General features: G+C 63.7%; 13 protein-coding genes and 1 pseudogene. 12 read left to right on the top strand and 2 right to left on the bottom strand.

Features of this window, described 5'->3' with window-relative positions; all coding sequences use genetic code 11:
* The first annotated feature begins 63 nt into the window (after positions 1–63).
* From FHW84_RS01180 to FHW84_RS01130, 11 genes and pseudogenes are all read left to right on the top strand, one after another.
* Positions 64–6,357, top strand: coding sequence for an Hpt domain-containing protein (locus FHW84_RS01180; RefSeq protein WP_167252291.1), 6,294 nt, complete (start codon positions 64–66; stop codon positions 6,355–6,357).
* The gene (locus FHW84_RS01175; RefSeq protein WP_167252290.1) at positions 6,350–8,119 is read left to right on the top strand and encodes a chemotaxis protein CheB; all 1,770 of its coding nucleotides are present in this window, start codon (positions 6,350–6,352) and stop codon (positions 8,117–8,119) included. The genes FHW84_RS01180 and FHW84_RS01175 overlap by 8 nt, the downstream gene beginning before the upstream one ends.
* Positions 8,116–8,592 carry a chemotaxis protein CheW gene (locus FHW84_RS01170; protein ID WP_167252289.1) on the top strand — a complete coding sequence of 159 codons (477 nt, stop codon included), beginning with the start codon at positions 8,116–8,118 and terminating at the stop codon, positions 8,590–8,592. Before FHW84_RS01175 ends, FHW84_RS01170 begins: the two co-directional genes overlap by 4 nt.
* 539 nt (positions 8,593–9,131) lie before the next feature.
* Positions 9,132–13,331 (top strand): RHS repeat-associated core domain-containing protein, encoded by a 4,200-nt coding sequence (locus FHW84_RS01165; protein ID WP_167252288.1) that lies wholly within the window; start codon positions 9,132–9,134, stop codon positions 13,329–13,331.
* Complete coding sequence (locus tag FHW84_RS01160) at positions 13,324–13,818, top strand: hypothetical protein (RefSeq protein WP_167252287.1); 495 nt, start codon at positions 13,324–13,326, stop codon at positions 13,816–13,818. The genes FHW84_RS01165 and FHW84_RS01160 overlap by 8 nt, the downstream gene beginning before the upstream one ends.
* Before the next feature lie 187 nt (positions 13,819–14,005).
* Positions 14,006–14,235 (top strand): annotated as a pseudogene (locus FHW84_RS01155) (chemotaxis protein CheW); the annotation flags it as partial.
* 86 nt (positions 14,236–14,321) lie between these two features.
* Complete coding sequence (locus FHW84_RS01150; protein WP_167252286.1) at positions 14,322–14,615, top strand: hypothetical protein; 294 nt, start codon at positions 14,322–14,324, stop codon at positions 14,613–14,615.
* Positions 14,616–14,709: 94 nt separating this feature from the next.
* Positions 14,710–15,228 (top strand): hypothetical protein, encoded by a 519-nt coding sequence (locus FHW84_RS01145; RefSeq protein ID WP_167252285.1) that lies wholly within the window; start codon positions 14,710–14,712, stop codon positions 15,226–15,228.
* Positions 15,229–15,567: 339 nt separating this feature from the next.
* The gene (locus FHW84_RS01140; protein WP_167252284.1) at positions 15,568–16,035 is read left to right on the top strand and encodes a hypothetical protein; all 468 of its coding nucleotides are present in this window, start codon (positions 15,568–15,570) and stop codon (positions 16,033–16,035) included.
* 70 nt (positions 16,036–16,105) lie between these two features.
* A complete protein-coding gene (locus FHW84_RS01135; RefSeq protein ID WP_167252283.1) occupies positions 16,106–16,516 on the top strand; it encodes a DUF4279 domain-containing protein in 411 nt (136 codons plus the stop codon).
* A 91-nt stretch (positions 16,517–16,607) separates the two neighbouring features.
* The gene (locus FHW84_RS01130; RefSeq protein WP_208399590.1) at positions 16,608–17,039 is read left to right on the top strand and encodes a hypothetical protein; all 432 of its coding nucleotides are present in this window, start codon (positions 16,608–16,610) and stop codon (positions 17,037–17,039) included.
* 68 nt (positions 17,040–17,107) lie between these two features.
* Here the strand turns inward: FHW84_RS01130 and FHW84_RS01125 are convergent, their stop codons facing one another.
* On the bottom strand, positions 17,108–17,845 hold the full coding sequence (locus FHW84_RS01125) for a 16S rRNA (uracil(1498)-N(3))-methyltransferase (protein ID WP_167252281.1): 738 nt from the start codon (positions 17,843–17,845) through the stop codon (positions 17,108–17,110).
* A gap of 141 nt (positions 17,846–17,986) precedes the next feature.
* Here FHW84_RS01125 and FHW84_RS23140 point away from each other — a divergent pair, with 141 nt between their 5' ends.
* On the top strand, positions 17,987–18,328 hold the full coding sequence (locus tag FHW84_RS23140) for a hypothetical protein (RefSeq protein ID WP_243867805.1): 342 nt from the start codon (positions 17,987–17,989) through the stop codon (positions 18,326–18,328).
* Here the strand turns inward: FHW84_RS23140 and FHW84_RS01115 are convergent.
* Complete coding sequence (locus FHW84_RS01115) at positions 18,325–19,695, bottom strand: adenosylmethionine--8-amino-7-oxononanoate transaminase (protein ID WP_167252280.1); 1,371 nt, start codon at positions 19,693–19,695, stop codon at positions 18,325–18,327. The two genes, FHW84_RS23140 and FHW84_RS01115, sit on opposite strands and share 4 nt — an antisense overlap.
* Positions 19,696–19,701: the final 6 nt, after the last annotated feature.

Genomic DNA, 19,701 nt, shown 5'->3' with positions numbered 1-19,701 from the left:
GAGGACAGGGGGGCAACCTCGACGGTTGCGTGACACGCGTTGCGCGGCCGCTGAGAGGGGCGCATGAGACTTCAAGACCACATCGATTTCACCACCCTGCAGTGGGTCAAGCCCGAGCTTGACGAGACGCTGGCCATCGCCCGTGAGGCGCTGGAGTCCTACGTCGAAAATCCGGGCGACCGCGCCGTCATGCGCTCGTGCGCCGACAGCCTGCACCAGGTGCAGGGCACCCTGCGCATGGTCGAGCTGTACGGCGCCGCGCTGGTGGCCGAGGAAATGGAAAACCTCGCCATCGCCCTGCTCGAAGGCCACGTCACCCAGCGCGAGGAAGCCTATGCCGCGATGATGCGCGGCCTGATGCAGCTGCCGGACTACCTGGAACGCCTTTCGGGCGGCCATCGCGACGTGCCGGTAGTGCTGCTGCCGCTGCTCAACGAGCTGCGCGCCAGCCGCGGGCAGCAGGCGCTGCACGAGTCGGCGCTGTTCGCGCCCAACCTCGAAGCCGCGCTGCCCGACAGCGCGCCGGCCGCGCTCAACCAGGAAGAGGCCGAGCGCATGCACGGCCGCATCGCCGAGCTGCGCCTGCGGTTCCAGCAGCAGCTGCTGGCGTGGTTCCGCGGCCAGTCGGCCGAGCAGCAGCTCGGCGCCATGGTGCAGACCCTCGATGCGATCGCCGCGCGCTGCTACAGCGTGCCGGGCCGCCGTCTGTGGTGGATCACCGCCGGCGTGCTGGAAGGCCTGCAGCAGGGCGTGCTGAAGAACCAGGCGGGCGAAGTGCGCCAGCTGATCGGCAAGGTCGATCGCAGCATCCGCCAGCTGATCGAACAGGGCGAAGCGTCCATGCGCGGCGGCGACGCCGACGAGCTGGCGCGCAAGCTGCTCTACGTGGTGGCCCAGTCCAGGCAGCGCAGCGCGCGCATGGACCTGCTGGTGCGCACCTACGGCCTGGACCGCCTGCTGCCCGACGAGGGCGAGCTGGAACACGCCCGCGGCTCCATGTCCGGCCACAACCGCGCTCTGCTGGATTCGGTGGCCAAGGCCATCAAGGAAGACCTGCTGCGCGTGAAGGAGGCGCTGGACCTGTTCCTGCGCCAGGCCAACGCCGATCCCGCCCAGCTCAGCGAACAGACCGGCGTGCTCGAACGCGTCGGCGACACCCTCGGCATGCTCGCCCTGGGCGTGCCGCGCCGCGTGGTGACCGAACAGCGCCGCGTGCTGGAAGACATCGCCAACCGCATGCGCGCCCCGGACGAAGAGCTGCTGCTCGACGTGGCCGGCGCGCTGCTCTACGTGGAAGCCTCGCTCGACGACCACATCGAGAGCCTGGGCGCCGACGAGGAACCCTCGGCCGAAGCGCCGGTGAACATGCTCCCGCGCAGCGAGGCGCGGCACATCCTGTCCACCCTGATGCAGGAAGCCACCGCCAACACCGGCAAGGTGAAGGACGCCATCGTCGCCTTCATCGAATCCGGCTGGCGCCATCAGGAACTGACCGACGTGCCGGGCCTGATGGACGAAGTGTCCGGCGCCATGCGCATGCTCACCGCGCCGCGCCCGGCGGAACTGGCCGAAGGCATCGGCCGCTTCGTCGGCAACGAACTGCTCAGCGACCGCCGCGTGCCCACCAGCGCGCAGATGGACCACCTGGCCGACGCGCTGGCCGCGCTGGAGTACTACCTGGAAGCCGCGCGCGAACACCGCGGCGGCCTGGAACACATCCTGGACGTGGCCGAGCACAGCCTCAGCACGCTCGGCTATTGGCCACCGCCGCCGGTGCGCACCGTGCTGGCCGACGCCGAGCCGGAAGCCGCCGCGCCCGCGCCGGCAGCGGCGCCCGCCGCGTTCACGCCAGACCTGGGCACCGACCACGAACTCACCGAAACCGTCAGCCTCGCCACCGGCAACGACCTCGGCGGCCTGGTGATCGGCGAAGCCGTCACCCCGATGCCGTCGGCGCACGAGCTGGCCGGCCTGCGCCTGGTCGACACCGAGCACGTGCCCGCGCCCGCCGCGTCCGGCGCCAACGACGACGACGACTGGGTCGAGATCGAAGAAGAAGTGCTGGAGCAGGTGCCCTCCGCCGACGCCATCAATGCCCACGCCGGCTTCCAGGTCAGCGTGGACGGCATCGACGACGAGATCCGCGAGATATTCCTGGAGGAAATGCAGGAAGAGATCGACAACCTGCGCGACGCCGAGCAGAAGTGGCTGGCCGATCCGGAGCGCCTCGAGGCGCTCACCCCGATCCGCCGCTCCTTCCACACGCTGAAGGGTTCCGGCCGCCTGGTCGGCGCCTCGGCGCTGGGCGAGTACGCGTGGAAGATCGAGAACATGCTCAACCGCGTGCTCGATCAGTCGATTCCCGCCAATGCCAATGTGCAGGCGCTGATCCGCCACGCCATCGAGGCGCTGCCGCAGCTGCGCGCCGCGCTGATGGGCGAGGGCGCGCCGACCGCGCCGCTGGCCGCGATCATGGAAACCGCCGACCGCCTCTCCGGCGGCAGCGAACACGCCAGCATCGAGGACTTCAAGCCCGCCGGCACCGAGACGGTGCGCCGCACCGTGCGCCGCCGCGTGCCGCGTTCGCAGCTCGCCGCCGAGGCGATCCCGCCCGCCACGCTCGCGCACGTCGAGCCGGCGCCGGAACCGGTGGTGCACACGCCGGCGCACGAGACCATCGCCGCGCCGGTGCTGCCGCCGGTCGACCCGGTGCTGCTGGAAATCCTGCGCAGCGAAGTCGCCCAGTACCTGCAGACCATCCGCCACGCGATCAACCGCGTCGACGCCGAACTGCGCGTGGACGACGGCCTGCTGCGCGCCGTGCACACTCTGCATGGCGCCATCGCGATGGTCGACATCCCGCTGCTGACCCAGCTGCTGTCGCCGCTGGAAAGCCTGCTCAAGCGCCTGCGCGCGGCCGGCCATCCGCTCTCTGCCGAGGGCGTGAACCTGCTGGGCAAGAGCGCCGATGCAGTCGACTACATCATGGGCCAGTTCGACGCCGAGCAGCCGCAGCTGCCGGAGCTCGACGCGCTGATCCGCCGCCTGTGCGAGCTGCGCGACGCGCAGCCGGAGCCGCAGGTGGCCCACGTGCTGTTCGAGCCGCTGGCCGACGACCTCGCCGCGGAAGGCGAGGCCGACGAAGGCGCGCTCGCCGCCGCGCTGGACGCCGCCATGCCGGTGCAGCCGGGCGAGACGCACGCGCCGCACGACGCCGCGCCGGCGGCCGAAGCGCCGGTGGATGCATTCACCGCCGAGCTGATGGCCGCGCTGGGCAGCTTCGACGCCGAACTGCCGGTGCACGAAGCCGGCACGACGCACCACGTCGCCGCGCCGGTGGCGGAAGAAGACGATTTCGCCGCGCTCTACGGCGACCTCACCGCCGAGGAGCCGCAGCACGCGGAAGCGGTGGAAGACCCGAACGAGATCGTGGTCGAGAACACGCTGTCCTTCGATGGCCACGCGATCGAACCGATCGGTCTTTCCGGCACGCATCCGGGCGCCGCCGAACACATCGAACTGTCGCTCGACGCCGTGGAGCCGGCCGAAGCGCACCTGGTCGACGCCCATGCGCTGGTCGGGACGGAGCAGCCGGCCGAAGCCTTCACGCATGCGACGCTGGAACCGGCGCTGGCCGAAGGCGAGATCGAAGAGATCGAAGTCGGCGACGTGATCGAGAGCGAGCTGGCCGATTTCCTCGGCAGTTCCGAGCCGCTGGCGAATCTCGCCGAGCCGGTCGCGGGGCTGGCCGACGAGCCGGCGGCCGCAGCGGCGCACGTCGAAGAGACCTCGCTGGCCGATGCCGAGCCGGTGGTCGAACACGAGCACGTCGAGGCCGTGCACGCCGAGCCCGCTCATGTCGAGCCGGAACATATCGAGGCGGAGCGCATCGAGGCGGCGCCGTTCAAGGCCGAAGAGATCGAAGAACCGGCGCCCGAAGCAACCCGCGCGCCGCAGCACGACCTCAGCACCGAATACGCCGGCAGCTGGACCAACGACCAGATCGATCCGGACCTGCTGGAGATCTTCGCCGAGGAAGCGCGCGAGATCCTCGACCACTCCGACAGCGTGCTGGCGCAGTGGCGTGCCGAGCCGGCCGAGCCGGAACACATGGCCAGCCTGCAGCGCGACCTGCACACGCTGAAGGGCGGTGCGCGCATCGCCGGCATGGTGCCGGTGGGCGATCTCACCCACGCCATCGAAACCTTGCTGGAAAGCCCGGCCGGCCACGATCCGGCGCGCCAGGGCGAGCTGATCCGCGCGCTCGAAGCTGGCTTCGACGCCCTGCACGGACTGGTGCAGCGCGTGTCGCAGGGTCGCGGCGTGGAATACCCGCAGGCGATGATCGACCGCTTCCTCGGCCTGGCCGGCGAAGCGAAGCCCTCGGCCGCACACGCCGAACCGGCTGGCCTCGCCGCCGAACCGGCCGATCGCGCCCATCTGCCCGAGCTGCTGCCGGAAGAAGGCCAGTTCGACGAGATGCGCGGTCCGCAGGAACAGATCCGCGTCCGTTCCGAACTGCTCGACACCCTGGTCAACCATGCCGGCGAGGTGGCGATCTACCGTTCGCGCCTGGAACAGCAGGTGGCCGGCTACCGCTTCAACCTGGTCGAGCTGGACCAGACCGTGCAGCGCCTGCGAAGCCAGCTGCGCATGCTGGAAATCGAAACCGAAGCGCAGATCATCGCGCGCTTCCAGCGCGAGCACCGCGAAGCGGGCATGAGCGTGTTCGATCCGCTCGAGCTGGACCGCTACTCGCAGCTGCAGCAGTACTCGCGTGCGCTGGCCGAGTCGGTATCCGACCTTGTCTCCATCCAGGGCATGCTGGACGAACTGACCCGCCAGGCCGAAACGCTGCTGATCCAGCAGTCGCGCGTCAGCTCCGAACTGCAGGACGGCCTGCTGCGCACGCGCATGCTGCCGTTCGACACCATGGTGCCGAACCTGCGCCGCACCCTGCGCCAGGCCGCGCAGGAGCAGGGCAAGAGCGCGCAGCTGTTCGTGGAAGGCGCGCACGGCGAAATGGACCGCACCCTGCTGGACCGCCTGAAGGCGCCGTTCGAGCACATGTTGCGCAACGCCGTGGCGCACGGTATCGAGTCGCCGGAAGAACGCCGCAAGGCGGGCAAGCCGGCCGAAGGCGCGGTGCGCATCCGCGTGGCGCGCGAAGCCACCGAGGTGGTGGTGCGCGTGACCGACGATGGCCGCGGCCTGGACCGCGAGGCCGTGCGCAAGCGCGGCATCGAGCGCGGCCTGCTGCGCGCCGACGCCAAGCCCAGCGACGACCAGCTGCTGGCCCTGATCACCCAGCCGGGCTTCTCCACCGCCAGCAGCGTCACCCAGCTGGCCGGACGCGGCGTGGGCATGGACGTGGTGGCCAACGAGATCAAGCAGCTCGGCGGCTCCATCGCGGTGGAATCGCAGGCCGGTCAGGGCACCACCTTCGTGCTGCGCCTGCCGTTCACCCTGGCGGTGACGCAGGCGATCCTGGTGCGCATCGGCGAATCGAACTTCGCCATCCCGATGACTTCGGTGCAGGGCGTGGCCCGCATCAGCCCGGCCGACCTTACCGAACGCCTGGCTGCGTACGAGCCGAGCTTCCCGTATTCGGGCGAGCAGTACGGCATCCACGACCTGGCGGAACTCCTGGGCATTCCCGCCGGCCATCCGGGCGACGAGCAGCTGCCGCTGCTGCTGACCCGCGCCGGCGACCTGCGCGCGGCGATCCGCATCGACGCCGTGATCGGCTCGCGCGAGATCGTGGTGAAGTCGGTCGGCCCGCAGGTGAGCTCGGTACCGGGCATCCTCGGCGCCACCATCATGGGCGATGGCTCGGTGCTGATCATTCTCGATCTGCCGCCGCTGGTGCGCCACGGTATCGTGCGCCGCCAGGAGCGCCTGGCCGAAGGCCTCAGCGCCGTCGAAATGCCGGTGGTGGAAGAAGAGCGCGTGCGTCCGCTGGTGATGGTGGTCGATGACTCCATCACCATGCGCAAGGTCACCGGCCGCGTGCTGGAACGCCACGAATACGAAGTGCACACCGCGAAGGACGGCCTCGATGCGCTGGAAAAACTGCACGAGCGCGTGCCCGACCTGATGCTGCTCGACATCGAAATGCCGCGCATGGACGGCTTCGAGCTGGCCGAGCAGATGAAGGCCGACCCGCGCCTGCGCAACGTGCCGATCATCATGATCACCTCGCGTACCGGCGATAAGCATCGCCAGCGCGCGTTCGACATCGGCGTGGACCGCTACCTCGGCAAGCCGTACCAGGAAATCGAGTTGCTGGCGCAGATCAGCGAAGTGCTGGAGCAGCGTGCGCTGCAGGACCAGGCCACGGAGTCCGCCCATGGCTGAAGCCCCGGCAGTCGCTCTGCTGTTCGACGACGCGGAACTCGGGGCGCATCTGCGCGAAGCCTTGCGCGAGCGCGGTGCACGCATCGTGCACGAAGGCGCGCTGGGTACGCTGAGCCGCGAAGTGATCCACGGCACCGGCGCCCAGGTGGTGGTGGTGAACCTCGACGACGAAGCGGCCGACGGCATCGACCGCCTCTACGACGTGATCGACGGCGACCATCCACGCGTGGTGTTCAACGACGCCCAGGCCAGCCGCGGCCTGGACGGCTGGGACCGCGCGCGCTGGGCCCGCCATCTGGCGGTGAAGGTGCTGGCGGACGGCGATATCGATCCGCCGCGTCCGGCCGATGCCCTGGCGGTCGAAACGCCGGTGGTGCATGAGCCGGTGGCGGTGGCTGCTGTGGCTCCGGTCGCTGCCGTAGCGTTGGCAGAAACGTTTGAAGCACCGGCAGCCGAAGCCGAGCCGGCCACGCTGGCCGAGATCGAGCCGGTGGCCGACCTCACGCTGATCGACGAAGCGCCGGAGATCCTGCTTTCGCCGGTGGTCGGCGAAGCCGCCGACGTTTCCGAATCGCTCGCCGCCGAACTCGAAGCACTGCTCGCCGCCGATACGGACGAGCCGGCCGACGACGACTTCGGCAGCGGCCTGAAGCCCATCGCCGAAGACGCGCCGCCGCTGCACGACGGCATGTTCGGCGCCGACTTCGGCGCGGACTTCCTCGCCGACACGCAAGGCCATGCGCCGCTGCCGCCCGTGCACGAGGATCTCGTCGCCGCGGTGCCGCCGCCGGTGCGCGAAGAACTCACCGCCAGCCTTCCCGACGAGCCGCTGGCTGCGCCGCCGAGCGCGCCGCGTCCGTCGTTCCAGCTCGACCATCTCGCGCTGGCGCCGCTGGACGACAGCTTCATGCCGGCCGACACGCCGATCAAGGTGGAGAAGATGTCCACCGCCGAAGCGTTGCATGCGAGCTGGTCGCTGGTCGACGAGGACGCCCCGCTGGCCGAAGCGCCCGCGCCGGAGTTCGCCATCGAGAAAGTGAGCGCAGCCGATTTCCTCGCGCCCGACGTGGAGCTGGTGGACGAGGCGCCGCTGATCGAACCGGGCATGACGCTGGAGCTGGTCTCCATCGAGGAAGCCATCGCGCCGCGCGAGGAGTACTCGCACGAAGTGCACCTGGGCGAACTCGACAGCGCGCTGGGCCGCGTGCTGCTGCTGGGCGCGACGGTGGACAGCACGGATTCCGTTTGCGCGTTCCTTGCCGCCTTGCCGTCCAGCCTGCGCATGGCCGTGCTGCTGACCCAGCATCAGGGCGCCGCTTCGGCCGATATGTTGTCCGAGCGCCTGTCCAAGCATTCCGCACTGCCCGTGCGCATCGCCAGCCATGGCCAGCGCGCCCGCGCCGGCGAAGTGCTGCTGGTGCCTGCCAACCGCCAGGTGCGCTTGCTGCGCGATGGCCGTATCGAATGCGAGGCGGTGGACGTCGCTTCGTTCCAGAACCCGTCCATCGACAGCGCGTTCACCACGGCGGCCAATGTGTTTGGCCGCGATGCCGTGGCCATCGTCTTCGCCGGCCCCGGCACCGATGCGGTAGCGGGCGCGCAAGCCGTGCACGACCGCGGCGGCCGCGTGTGGGTCGAGCGGGCCTCCGGCGACCATTACGCCGACATGGTGCACGGCGTGGAAGCCGAACGCCTGGCAAGTTTCACCGGAACGCCGTTCGAACTGGCGGCACGTTTGATCGAAGAGGAAGTCCAGCGATGAGCGAGCAGCCGTTGCCGCGCGAGATCCGTTGCGTACTGGTGCCGGTAGGCCATCTGCGCCTGTTGCTGCCCAACGCGACCGTGGCCGAAGTGATCACCTTGCCGACGCCGGAGACGGTGGAAGGCGCGCCGGAGTGGCTGCTCGGGCGCATTGCCTGGCGCGGCTGGCGCGTACCGCTGGTGTCGTTCACCAAGCTGGCCGGCGCGGAAGAGGGCGACCCGTCGCTGGCGATGCGCGTGGCCGTGCTGAAGGCGCTGGGCGGCAATCCGAAGCTGCCGTTCGTGGCGGTGGTCACGCAGGGTTTTCCGCGACTGACGACGTTGAATGCGGAGCTGATTATTCCGACTCACGATGGGACGGAGTTGCCGGCGGGTGTCAAAGCGCAGGTGCTGGTGCGCGATGACGTGGCGGTGATTCCGGATCTTGAGGGGATTGAGGAGCAGTTGACGGAGATGTTGGAGTTGGCGGGCTGACCGAGGGTTGTGCAGCGCCTGGTTGGCGCTTTGGTCTTACTCGTTGTTGTGTGTCCATGGATTTGGGACTAACCCTAGGGAAGGGGAATCATGGATGAGGGTTTGATCACAATCGATGGCGAGGCTGTCGTGGAAGATTTCGAAAGGAGCCGAGGTTGCGTGCAACCTCGGCTTTTTTGTGGGTAAAAATCGAGCGATGGATGGTATCGCTTGGCCACACAGGATCGTGGCTTGACCCGAGCAGTAGATCGGGTCGGCCGTTCAATCTGGGGATGAACATGGAATTCGCGGGCTGTCTGATTCGTTGTCTTGCGAAAGCAGGGGTCTGGGGACGGGTTGTCCGTTTCTTATCGAGCCGGTCTGATGCAGCACCCTCTGGACTCGTGCGTGTTGGACTATGCCTGGGATTGCTCCTGGCGGGCGCCACCCATACCACGGCGGCGCTCGCTGACAGTCATTGGTGTCCGCCTGGCCTCTTCGGCTGGCCAACGTATAGCCAAGCCGAGGATCACTGCACGAATGTGATGGTGCCAAACGCTATGTCGCAGTATCCCGATCTGGTCGTTACCGCGTCATGCCATACGTGCTGCATTGAATGGAATAACTCGTCCCAGACCGGACTCATTGGCTCCTGGGTATTTGGCTTGCACAACAACGTGAATGGCCTGGGCAGCTATGACTACGGGGTCGGGAATCAGTGGGAGTGCCCAGCTCCCATCACCCCGGATCCGGGCAAGAGCAACGGCGAGCCGCCATGCCCGAACTGCGTTGGTGATCCCATCAACGCGGGCACTGGCAATGTTTTCCGGCGAGAAGAGGAGTTTGCCGCTGGCCGATGGCTGGTTTTCAACCGTTACTACAACAGCGCCCCTAGCGCCGGTGCCGGGCAACTAGGTCTGCGCTGGCGGCATACCTATCTGCGCTCGGTCAACTTCGTTGCGGGCACGGCGCCGAACCCCGATACGGTTGCGGTCACACGAGAAGACGGTCGGGTCGTCATTTATAGGCTTCTCGCCGGCGTTTGGTCCGGAGAACCGGATGTCTTCGATGAACTGGTCGAGCAAAAGGACGGCTCTGGGAATCGAACTGGCTGGCTATTCAAGCGGGTCGATACCCGCAGCACGGAGCAGTTCGACACCACTGGCAAGCTAATTGCCATTCAAGACCCCGAAGGCTTCGTCGTCTCTCTGGCGTATAGCAATGCTTCAACTCCAACTAGCATTGCCCCAGGACCGGGCTACCTGATTTCCGTGACGGACCCCTTCCAGCGTGCCATCAACCTTACCTATGGGGCATCAGGTCGCCTCGCAGCAGTGGCGAGTCCTGATGGCCAGACCATCAGCTACGCCTACGATGCTTCCGGCAATCTCTCCACGGCAAGCTTTCCCGACGGAAAGCAGCGTGCCTACCTATACAACGAGCCATCGCGTGTAAGTGGATCACAGGTGTCAGGCCTGCTGACTGGCATCATTGATGAGAACCAAGCCAGATATGTCAGCTATAGCTACGACGTGAACGGAAAAGCCATAGAAAACGAACTGGCTGGCGGTGTGGATACTTTCGCTATCACATACAACGGCGATGGCTCAGCCAGTGTCACTGATTCGCTTGGCGTGATGCGGGTTCACACCTTCACGGTCATACAGGGCGTACCAAAGGCAGTGGGCCTGGATGGGACATGCAAGACGTGTGGCACGGTAAGTGCTCGCGAGTACGACATCACTGGATTGGTCAGCAAAACTACCGATTTCAACGGCAACATTACGAGTTACCAGCACAATAGTGAGGGGTTACTCACGGGGAGCGTAGACAATTACGGAAGCCAGAATCCGCGACTCATCCAAACGGATTGGAACAACGTTTTTCATCTTCCGACAGAGCGGCGCATCTATGACTACAACTATAACCTCATAGAGAAATTCACGTGGTCGTACAACGGAAGAGGCCAAATCACGGCGGACTGCGAGATTGACGCATCCAAGTCCGCAGCACTTAGCTATGTGTGTGGCAGCGCGGCGACGGCTCCTGACGGCGTGCGGCAGCGCCAGTACAGTTACTGCGACACCATCGGGACGGGCTGTCCATTCGTGGGATTGCGTTTGAGTGAAGCGGGTCCGCGAACTGACCTCAGTCAGGTCAGAAGCATCCAGTACTACACAACGAGCAGTGCTTCCGCGAAAGCGGGTGATATCTATAAAACGATTGATCCAATGGGCCATGTAACGACCTACACGTCCTATGACGGGGCAGGACGCGTCACTGGAATGGTCGATGCCAACGGCGTAACAACATCCTTTACCTATACGCCCCGCGGGTGGTTGAAAACGCGCACGATCGGCAGCGCGGTCACGACGCTCGATTACGATGGCGTGGGGAATGTGATCGGGGTTACTGATCCGGATAACATCAAGGTCAGCTACACCTATGATGCCGCCCATCGCCTCACTGATATCACCGACGCCCTCGGCAACCGCATTCATTACACGCTGGATGTGGCGGGCAATAAGACTAAGGAAGAGACTTTTGACGCGGGTAACTCCCTTCGCCGCACGCTGGCCCGAAGCTACAACCCCCTGGGTCAGTTGACCGCCATCAAGGATGGTCTCAGCCGCACTGTGTTCGATGCCAGCTTCACCGACAGCTACGACGGCAACGGCAATTTAGTGCGAAGCGCCGATGCCTTAGGGATCCAACGCAAACAGGGCTACGACGCTCTTAACCGCTTGGTCAGCACCATCGACAACTACAATGGTATCGATACCTCCACGCAGAACACCCAGAGCGTGTTCGCCTATGACGCTAAGGATCAGCTGCAAGGCGTCAGTGACCCGGACGGCCTCAACACTACGTACGACTACGATGGCCTGGGTAACACCAAAGCGGTGCATAGCCCGGACACAGGCACCTCCAGTTACGTCTACGACGCGACCGGCAACCGCATCCAGGGCACCGATGCGCGCGGCGTGGTCAGCCATAGCACCTTCGACGCGCTGAATCGCATTACCACCACAACGTATCCGACCAGCGACGCCAACGTTAGCTACCGCTATGACGAGGCCGACAACGTCACCGGCTGCACGGACTCGTACCCTATAGGTCACCTGACCAGCGTGGTGGAAACCGCCGTCACCACGGTCTACTGCTACGACGCTCGTGGCAACATGTTGCAGAAGCGTCAGACTCAGGGCACCAACATTGACACAGTGCGCTATAGCTACACCCTGGCTGACCGTCTCGCCAGTACCCGCACCCCGGACGGCACCCTAATCCAGTACAGCCGCGACGGCGGCGGTCGCATCAACAGCGTCACTGCTCAGTTGCCGGCCAGCAGCAATGTCGGCAACGTGGTCACCAACGTCAGCTATCTCCCCTTCGGTCCCATTGCCAGCTACACCCTGGGCAATGGCCAGACCCTGACCCTTACCTACGACGCTAACTATGCGGTGACGGATGTCGTGAGTCCGGTGTTGAACCTGCATTTCGCCCGCGATGCAACCGGCAATATCACCGCGCTGGGTAACGTATCCGGTGCCAATCCTGCCATCGAAACCTACAGCTACGACCCGCTGTATCGTTTGACTGGGCTTAAGGATGCCCAGGGCCAGGCGATCGAAGCCTACACCTACAACAAGACCGGCGATCGTCTAAGCAAGACGAGCAATGGGCTGGCGACGGGCACCTACGGCTATCAGGCTGGCACGCACCGGCTGACGAGCATCGGTAGTAGCGCTCGGATGTATGACGCCAACGGCAATATGACGGGTAATTCAACCGGTGGCGACACCTTCGGCTACGGCTACAATGATCGCAATCGTATGACGGTGGTTCAGCGCAATGGCCAGACCGTTGCGAGCTATACCTACAACGCGATCGGACAGCGGATTGCCAAGGTGTCTGCGGCGAGTCTGCGCTTTGCGTATGACGAAGGTAGTCAACTCATCGGTGAGTACGGAGCAACGAGCCGGAGCTATATTTGGCTGGATGGATTGCCGGTAGCAGTAGTCGATACGAACGGCGCCGCGAGTGTGGTGAGCTATGTGCATTCCGATGGGTTAGGCACGCCGCGCGCGGTTACCGATAGCGCGGGGGCAGTGGCTTGGCAGTGGAGTTACCAGGCAAATCCGTTTGGCGAAAAAGATCCGTCGGTGGGCGTAGGTACGCTCAACCTCCGCTTTACCGGTCAATACTATGATCAGGAGTCGAAGCTGAGCTACAACGTTAATCGCGACTATGAGGCTGCGATAGGTAGGTATGTGCAGAGCGATCCGATTGGACTCGAAGGCGGCCCGAGCACGTATGCATACGCCAACCAGTCCCCACTTCATTTCGATGATGTCGATGGCACCCAGGCCTTCGCGGAAGGCCCTTTGAATAAGGGGGCCTCAACCATCTACTGCGATGGACTCGGCGCGATCGCCATTTGGCTATTTAAGCAGAATCCGTGTTGGGATGATTGTGTGAAGGAGCACGAGGGGGTCCATCGAGCCGATGCACTTAGGTCTAACCCGACTGTATGCCGTAACCAGCCAGCCGGAACTCAGGTATATGTAGGTTCAGTGGCGGAGACCTACAAATCCGAAGTCAAGGCCCATAGCAAGGAGCTGGATTGCTTGCGGAAGAAGAAGGCTGCACTGAAGTCGTGCGATCAGTGCCGCAAGGCCATTGAGGAGCGAATTGCCCGCGAAGAAGGTATGAAGGCACGATATGAAAACTGGCTTAAGACGAATTTTTATGAATAGATTCGTATACGCGCTGATTTTATTCATTCTCTCGATGACTTCCGCTTACGGCCAGGCTTTCTTGGTTCGGCCCGTGGGGGTAGTCGTAGAGAACGGCAGGCACTACTTCAATGTGCAGGTATGGAACTGCACAGGTCGCGATGTCGAGGTTCCTCTCGCAGATCTTCCCTGGGGACAGAGCACATTAGGGTTGGTGCTTTATCCTGCAGGCCGATTAGCGGGAGAGCCTTTGAAGGAGAGTATTCCTGCTGTCGACTTCCCCAGCACCAAGGTTAGGATCCAAGCCAAGGATCACGTTGAAGGTCGAGTCGATCTGGATTCCCGGTTTCTCGGCATCTCCCGCTACGAGGGGCGCGGTAATCTGCTTATATTTTGGGAGTACGACTTGAGCCTAATCGCTGGTGGGAATTCGCACGTCGTCGGAGGAATGGTTCCCTTTGATGCATCTGGCAAAGCCAAGAGCGCAGCGGGCATTGCATGTAAGTGATCAAGAGTTGGGGAGGAGTGACGTCGCCGTCGTAGGAGAATAGCTCTTAACCCTTCCGCTTAAGTGCCACGACGTTGCCGCTGGCTCTTAAGCCAGCCAAGTAGTCAGCCCAGGCCTGCATCATCCGTTTGCGCTCATCGAGACGCTGGGCTGCGTGGGTGATCCGTCGCTGGTGATGTGCTTAGTAGTGCTGAAGACGTGGGCGGCAATCCGAAGCTGCCATTTGTGGCGGTGGTCACGCAGGGTTTTCCGCGACTGACGACGTTGAATGCGGAGCTGATCATTCCGACCCACGATGGGACGGAGTTGCCGCCGGGTGTCAAGGCGCAGGTGCTGGTGCGCGATGACGTGGCGGTGATTCCGGATCTTGAGGGGATTGAGGAGCAATTGACGGAGATGTTGGAGTTGGCGGGCTGACCTAGCGTTGTTCGAGCGCCGGATTGGACTCCCCCTGATTTCACGGACACCTAAAAGCGGGGACAATCCTCGCACGGAGGTGTTCGATGGAGAAGCGCCAGAGGTTCGGTGCTGAGTTCAAACGCGAGGCCGTTCGTATTGCCTTAGGACATCGCATGAAGTACGCAAACGGGAACATGGTTAGACTCGGTGATCGAGTGAGATTTGAACCTAATCTCACTGGAGTCGTAGTTTGCTCTGTGGATACGAGCGAGCACATGGAAAAGTATCCGAGAGATCAATGGGCTTCATACTTGAAGCATGGAGTGCTCATAGAAACGGTAGAAATTGGGCTAGTTCATCTGGAGGAGAATGATGTAGCTCTTCAGAAAGAAGAATGAAGAGTTAAGAATTAAGAATGCTAGATGCGCTATGGATGGGGGTGGGACAAGTTTCTTGTCGCCTCTGTCGGCCTCTCCCTTTGTGGCTGAGTCTATGAGAGCAATCCTGCCATCCTCCTTTATTGGCCTCGTCCTTCTGGCCTGCGGATCCGCGGTTGCTGCTCCATCGAGCGCTGTTGACTGCGCGGATCGCGAATCGCGAGTAAGCATCAAGCCTGTCGCCCGGCAAGAGCTGGACATTGAAGGAGGCAAGTTCTCCTATGGCGTCTTCGTCATATCGAACGGGGCAAGTAAGCCTGTCAGTCTGTATGCGGATGTCAGGGCGGAGAAGTATTGGATGGTCCATCCCAATTCCATCGTGCTGCAGCGGGATGTGGATGGAGAGTGGAAGGACTACGTCGGATCGCTATCCGAGTACGCTAGGCCCAGCAAGACGGTCATCATTCACACCACTGACGAGTGGCAGTTCCTCTATTTACTGGATGAAGTGATCGGCAGCGGTGCGAGCCGAACTCAGTTATTCAGACTAATCCTTGTGGATATTGCCAAGTGCAATATTCCGTCGGAGCCGTTCTCCTTGGAGTCGCTAGAAAAGTCCGAAGCCTTGCGATAGCTGCGCGCGCTTGTTGCGCCCCCTTGGATTGAACTCCTAAAAGTCTTCTACGCGACAAAATTTCTGCTCCTCAATCAGTCGCCAACAGCCCGGTCACTCCTTCCTCTTTAATTTTCAGACTGCGCCTATACGGCGCCGACGACGATTGGGCGCTTCGTCACATCTGATAATCATGCCGTCGTAGAACACTACGAGCACGGCCTGGTTGCTGTTACAACCACGGCTATGCAGGCATATGCAGCATGCAAAGTCCTGCGCGCGGAACCGGACGGCCGCTGCTACTTCGAGCGACGCGATCTCTCGCGCCGTAGACCTGACATTTGGAAATTTGAGGGCTTTATGAGGGAATTAATCGGTTTCGAGATAAAGCATGACGACGATGGCTCGTGTCAGTTGTGCATGGAACTTCAATCCGGTCTCTATGCGGGGCGTGGCTCTGCGTATTTCGACCCCAGGTTCCTTCTGGAAAAGGCCAAGGAAATGGCGGTTTATCCTCTGCCGGAGCATGGGGTGGAATTTTTCGGTGGGTATCTGGATGCGAATGATCTGACGAAACTGAGGTGGCGGCACGTCGATCTATCGGTGCGCTCCACGGGATTCCTGGGTGAAATCGGCTTGCGGGCGGCGGTGGCGGAGCCGTCGGATGATGGGAAGACCATTCGCAGCTATACCTTCGTTGAAATAGCCACCGACTACGCGCAGCTGTCCACATTGGCGGAGGGGTTGGTGGCTCTGGTCGAAGGGCGGGATGATTCGTTCGCCATGGAGTTCAATACGGGGCGCGGGCGACAGGGAAGGGTGTACTGACTTATCGTTTCGCCCGATATGAGGCCGTGACCGGCTTGTAAATCCGCACGATCCGCGTGAGTAATTTTCCATGCCGCATACTGCAGATCGCTACACGGTGGAACTTCGCATTTCCGGAATGGAACTGTCGCCTTCTGAGATCACGAAGGCGATGGACATCCAGCCCACGCATGTAAGAAGCAAGGGAGAGCGGCGAGGTGCATCGAGCACATTCGAGAGCGGCGTCTGGTCATATGCGGGCACTCATGCGGATGAATGGCCCTCGCTTGAAGCTGGGCTGGTGAGCTTGATGGAGATTCTTCGTCCGAAGAAGGCGCTTATCGCATCGTATGCGGAGCGCTTCGACGTTTGCTGGTGGTGCGGTCACTTCCAGCAATCGTTTGATGGAGGTCCCACTCTCTCGCCTGCGTTGCTCGGCGATCTCGCGGACTTCGGCGTTGCTGTTGTACTCAGCAACTATCACGTCGGGGCAGAGAGCTAACGGGATCACCAAGTGTTAACACACCCTTGCTACTCTCGCCCCGACCAACAGCCAAGGAGCAAGACATATGCAAAGGATATCCACCGCCGCCCTGCTGGTTCTCTCCGTCGCCGCCATGCCGGCCTTCGCCCAATCGGATCGCGAAGTCGTCGAAGACATGGTCACGCGCTCCGCCAATGTCTGTCCTGGGCATAGCGCCGACCGCACCACTCCCACCGTAAGGTCCGTGCCTGTCGGCGCACTGCGCGTGATGCTGGAGCGCGGGCTGGTGATGTGTCCCGATCGCCGCCTCGACGCCGATGCGCCCGCCGCCTTTTATGGCCGCGTAGGCGTGTTCACCTGGAACCCCGAGGTGAAGGAAGGTTCGGTCGTGATCGTGAAGCAGATCGATGCGATGACGCGCAAGGACGATTACCCGCAGGACACGCTGGTGTGGGATGCGAAGGGCAATGCGTTGAAGCAGCGCACCGTGCCTGCGTTCGAGGCGAAGCCGGGTGCCGCGGTGCTTTACCACGTGCGGTAAAGCGAAGGTATTGATGCACCGACTCGATTGCGGCGCGCCATCTTGGCGCGTCGTTTTTCTGAGCCGCTTCAAATATCCCCATGCAACGCCTGCAACGCCGCCAACGCCGCCAACCCCGCCGTCTCAGTCCGCAAAATCCGCGGCCCCAACCGCAACCCCTGAAACGCAGCCGTACTTAGCGTCCCCACGTCGCGCTCTCCCAACCCACCTTCCGGCCCAACCACCAACACCCCACCACTCGCCGGAAAATCCAACGCCCGCGCCTGCACCGTACCCTCCGGCAACAACGCCAGACGCAAGGCCCCATCATCCGCCGGCAGATCCCGCAACCAGGCTTCCAGCGACAACGCCGGCACAATCTCCGGCACCACCGCGCGCCCACTCTGCTCGCATGCGCTCTGCGCCACCGCACGCCAATGCGCCAGGCGCTTCTCCGCCCGCGCCGCATCGAGCTTCACCTCGGACCGCTCCGTATGCAGCGGCACGATGCGCGCCACGCCCAGTTCCGTGGCCTTCTGCACGATCAGATCCATCTTCTCGCCACGCGCAATGCCCTGCGCCAGCGTCAGCCGCAACGGCGATTCGTTATCCACGCGCTGGCCGGATGCCACACGCACGCTCACTTCGCGCTTGCCCACCGCAACGATGACGGCCGCATAGTCCTGCCCATCGCCATTGAACAGCACCAGCGCGTCGCCAACCGTCATGCGCAGAACGCGCGCCACGTGTTCGCCAGCCTGGGCGGGCAGGGCGAATTCGGTATCGATGGCGAGGGGCTGGTCGACGTGGATGCGGATGGTGCGCATGGCGGGAAGCTTTCGGGAAAGCGCCATTTTACCCACGACCATGGAGCTGAACGACGGTATCGCCCTCCGGCTCCAGGCGGTTGCCGATGGCGTCCGGCAGGCGCAGCATCGTTGAACCCACGGCTTCCTGAGGGCCGAATCATGTCCAAGTCCCCCCTGCTTATCGTCGCCTTGCTGGCCATGCTGGCAAGTTCAGCCTCGGCGCAGGACGCCAAGGCGCCCGCCCAGGATGCCCGCACCCGGCGCATCGAGGGTCTGGAAACCATGCCGTATCCGCCACCGGCGAGCAGCGCCCATGGCGGCCAGCAGGTAGGTATCGATCACAACTGCCTGCGCCAGACCGGCAGCCATATCCCGCCGAAGCAGGGCCAGTGCATTCCCGCGCCGGGCCGGACTTACAACAAGCAGGATATCGACCGCACGGGCGAACAGAAGCTTGGGCCGGCGCTGCGGAAGCTCGATCCGGGCGTGGGCGGGCACTAAGGCTGGGCGATGGCGCGCTCGATGCCGGCGATGGCCACGTCGACCAGGTGATCCAGCTCGTCCGTGCTCACCACATAAGGCGGCATGAAGTAGACGACGTTGCCCAGCGGCCGCAGCAGCGCGCCATGTTCCAGCCCATGCAGATATACGCCAAGGCCGCGCCGTTCCTCCGGCGGATAGGGCGCACGCGTTGCCTTGTCCCGCACCAGCTCCACCGCCGCAATCATCCCGGTCTGCCGCACGTCGGCCACATGCGCGTGCTCACGCAGCGGCGCCAGCCGGCGCGCCAGATGCGCCGCCAGCACCCGGTTGCGCTCCAGCACCGGTTCGTCGCGGAAAATATCCAGCGTCGCCAAGGCCGCGCGGCAGGCCAGCGGATTGCCGGTATAGCTGTGCGAATGCAGGAACGCCTTGCCGGCGTTGTATTCGGCGTAGAACGCCTCGTACACCGGCTCCGTGGTGAGCACGGCCGACAGCGGCAGAAAGCCGCCGGTAAGCCCTTTCGACAAGCACATGAAATCCGGTGACACACCGGCCTGCTCGCACGCGAACAAAGTACCGGTACGCCCGAACCCCACCGCGATTTCATCCGCGATGAAATGCACGCCGAACTCATCGCACAGCGCACGCAGCCCGCTGAGATACGACGGGTGATACATCCGCATGCCGCCGGCGCATTGCACCAGCGGCTCCACGATCACCGCGCAGGTTTCATGCGCATGCCGTTCCAGCAACACCCGCAGATCGCCGAGCCGCCGCGCCGCATAAGCTTCCGCGCTTTCCCCGGCTTCCGCTTCGTACGCATCCGGCGACGGCGCCAGGATCGGCGTCAGCAGCAGCGGCGCATACGTCTTGCGATAAAGCGCCACGTCGCTGACCGATAAAGCCCCCAGCGTCTCGCCGTGATAACTCCCGCTCAGCGCGATAAACCGCGTTTTCTGCCCGCGGCCCTGATTCAGCCAATAATGGAAACTCATTTTCAGCGCGACTTCGATCGCCGCCGAACCGTTATCGGCCAGAAACACCCGCTCCAATCCGGCGGGTGTGATCGCCGCCAGCCGTTCCGCCAGTTGAATCGCCGGCTCATGCGTGAATCCGGCGAAAATCACGTGCTCCAGCGTATCCAGCTGTTCCTTCAGCGCCGCGCCGATGCGCGGGTTCGCATGCCCGAACAGGTTGGTCCACCACGAGCTGATGCCATCCAGATAGCGCCGCCCGTCCGCATCCACCAGCCACGGCCCTTCGCCGCGGACGATGGGCAGCAGCGGCACGGCGCCGGCGTGGTCGTGCATCTGGGTGCAGGGGTGCCAGAGATGGCGGAGGTCGCGCGCGGCGAGGGTCTGGTTGCGGCTTTCGTTCGGGCTCATCCGGGT

Origin of the sequence: Dyella sp. SG562 (assembly GCF_011759495.1) — a bacterium.
Taxonomy (GTDB): Bacteria; Pseudomonadota; Gammaproteobacteria; order Xanthomonadales; family Rhodanobacteraceae; genus Dyella_D; species Dyella_D marensis.
This window is presented reverse-complemented; position numbering and strand designations above follow the sequence as displayed.

Coding starts and splice junctions, on each gene's coding strand:
- FHW84_RS01180 (WP_167252291.1), top strand. CDS start 64: ATGAGACTTCAAGACCACATCGATTTCACCACCCTGCAGTGGGTCAAG.
- FHW84_RS01175 (WP_167252290.1), top strand. CDS start 6,350: ATGGCTGAAGCCCCGGCAGTCGCTCTGCTGTTCGACGACGCGGAACTC.
- FHW84_RS01170 (WP_167252289.1), top strand. CDS start 8,116: ATGAGCGAGCAGCCGTTGCCGCGCGAGATCCGTTGCGTACTGGTGCCG.
- FHW84_RS01165 (WP_167252288.1), top strand. CDS start 9,132: ATGTCGCAGTATCCCGATCTGGTCGTTACCGCGTCATGCCATACGTGC.
- FHW84_RS01160 (WP_167252287.1), top strand. CDS start 13,324: ATGAATAGATTCGTATACGCGCTGATTTTATTCATTCTCTCGATGACT.
- FHW84_RS01150 (WP_167252286.1), top strand. CDS start 14,322: ATGGAGAAGCGCCAGAGGTTCGGTGCTGAGTTCAAACGCGAGGCCGTT.
- FHW84_RS01145 (WP_167252285.1), top strand. CDS start 14,710: ATGAGAGCAATCCTGCCATCCTCCTTTATTGGCCTCGTCCTTCTGGCC.
- FHW84_RS01140 (WP_167252284.1), top strand. CDS start 15,568: ATGAGGGAATTAATCGGTTTCGAGATAAAGCATGACGACGATGGCTCG.
- FHW84_RS01135 (WP_167252283.1), top strand. CDS start 16,106: ATGCCGCATACTGCAGATCGCTACACGGTGGAACTTCGCATTTCCGGA.
- FHW84_RS01125 (WP_167252281.1), bottom strand. CDS start 17,845: ATGCGCACCATCCGCATCCACGTCGACCAGCCCCTCGCCATCGATACC.
- FHW84_RS23140 (WP_243867805.1), top strand. CDS start 17,987: ATGTCCAAGTCCCCCCTGCTTATCGTCGCCTTGCTGGCCATGCTGGCA.
- FHW84_RS01115 (WP_167252280.1), bottom strand. CDS start 19,695: ATGAGCCCGAACGAAAGCCGCAACCAGACCCTCGCCGCGCGCGACCTC.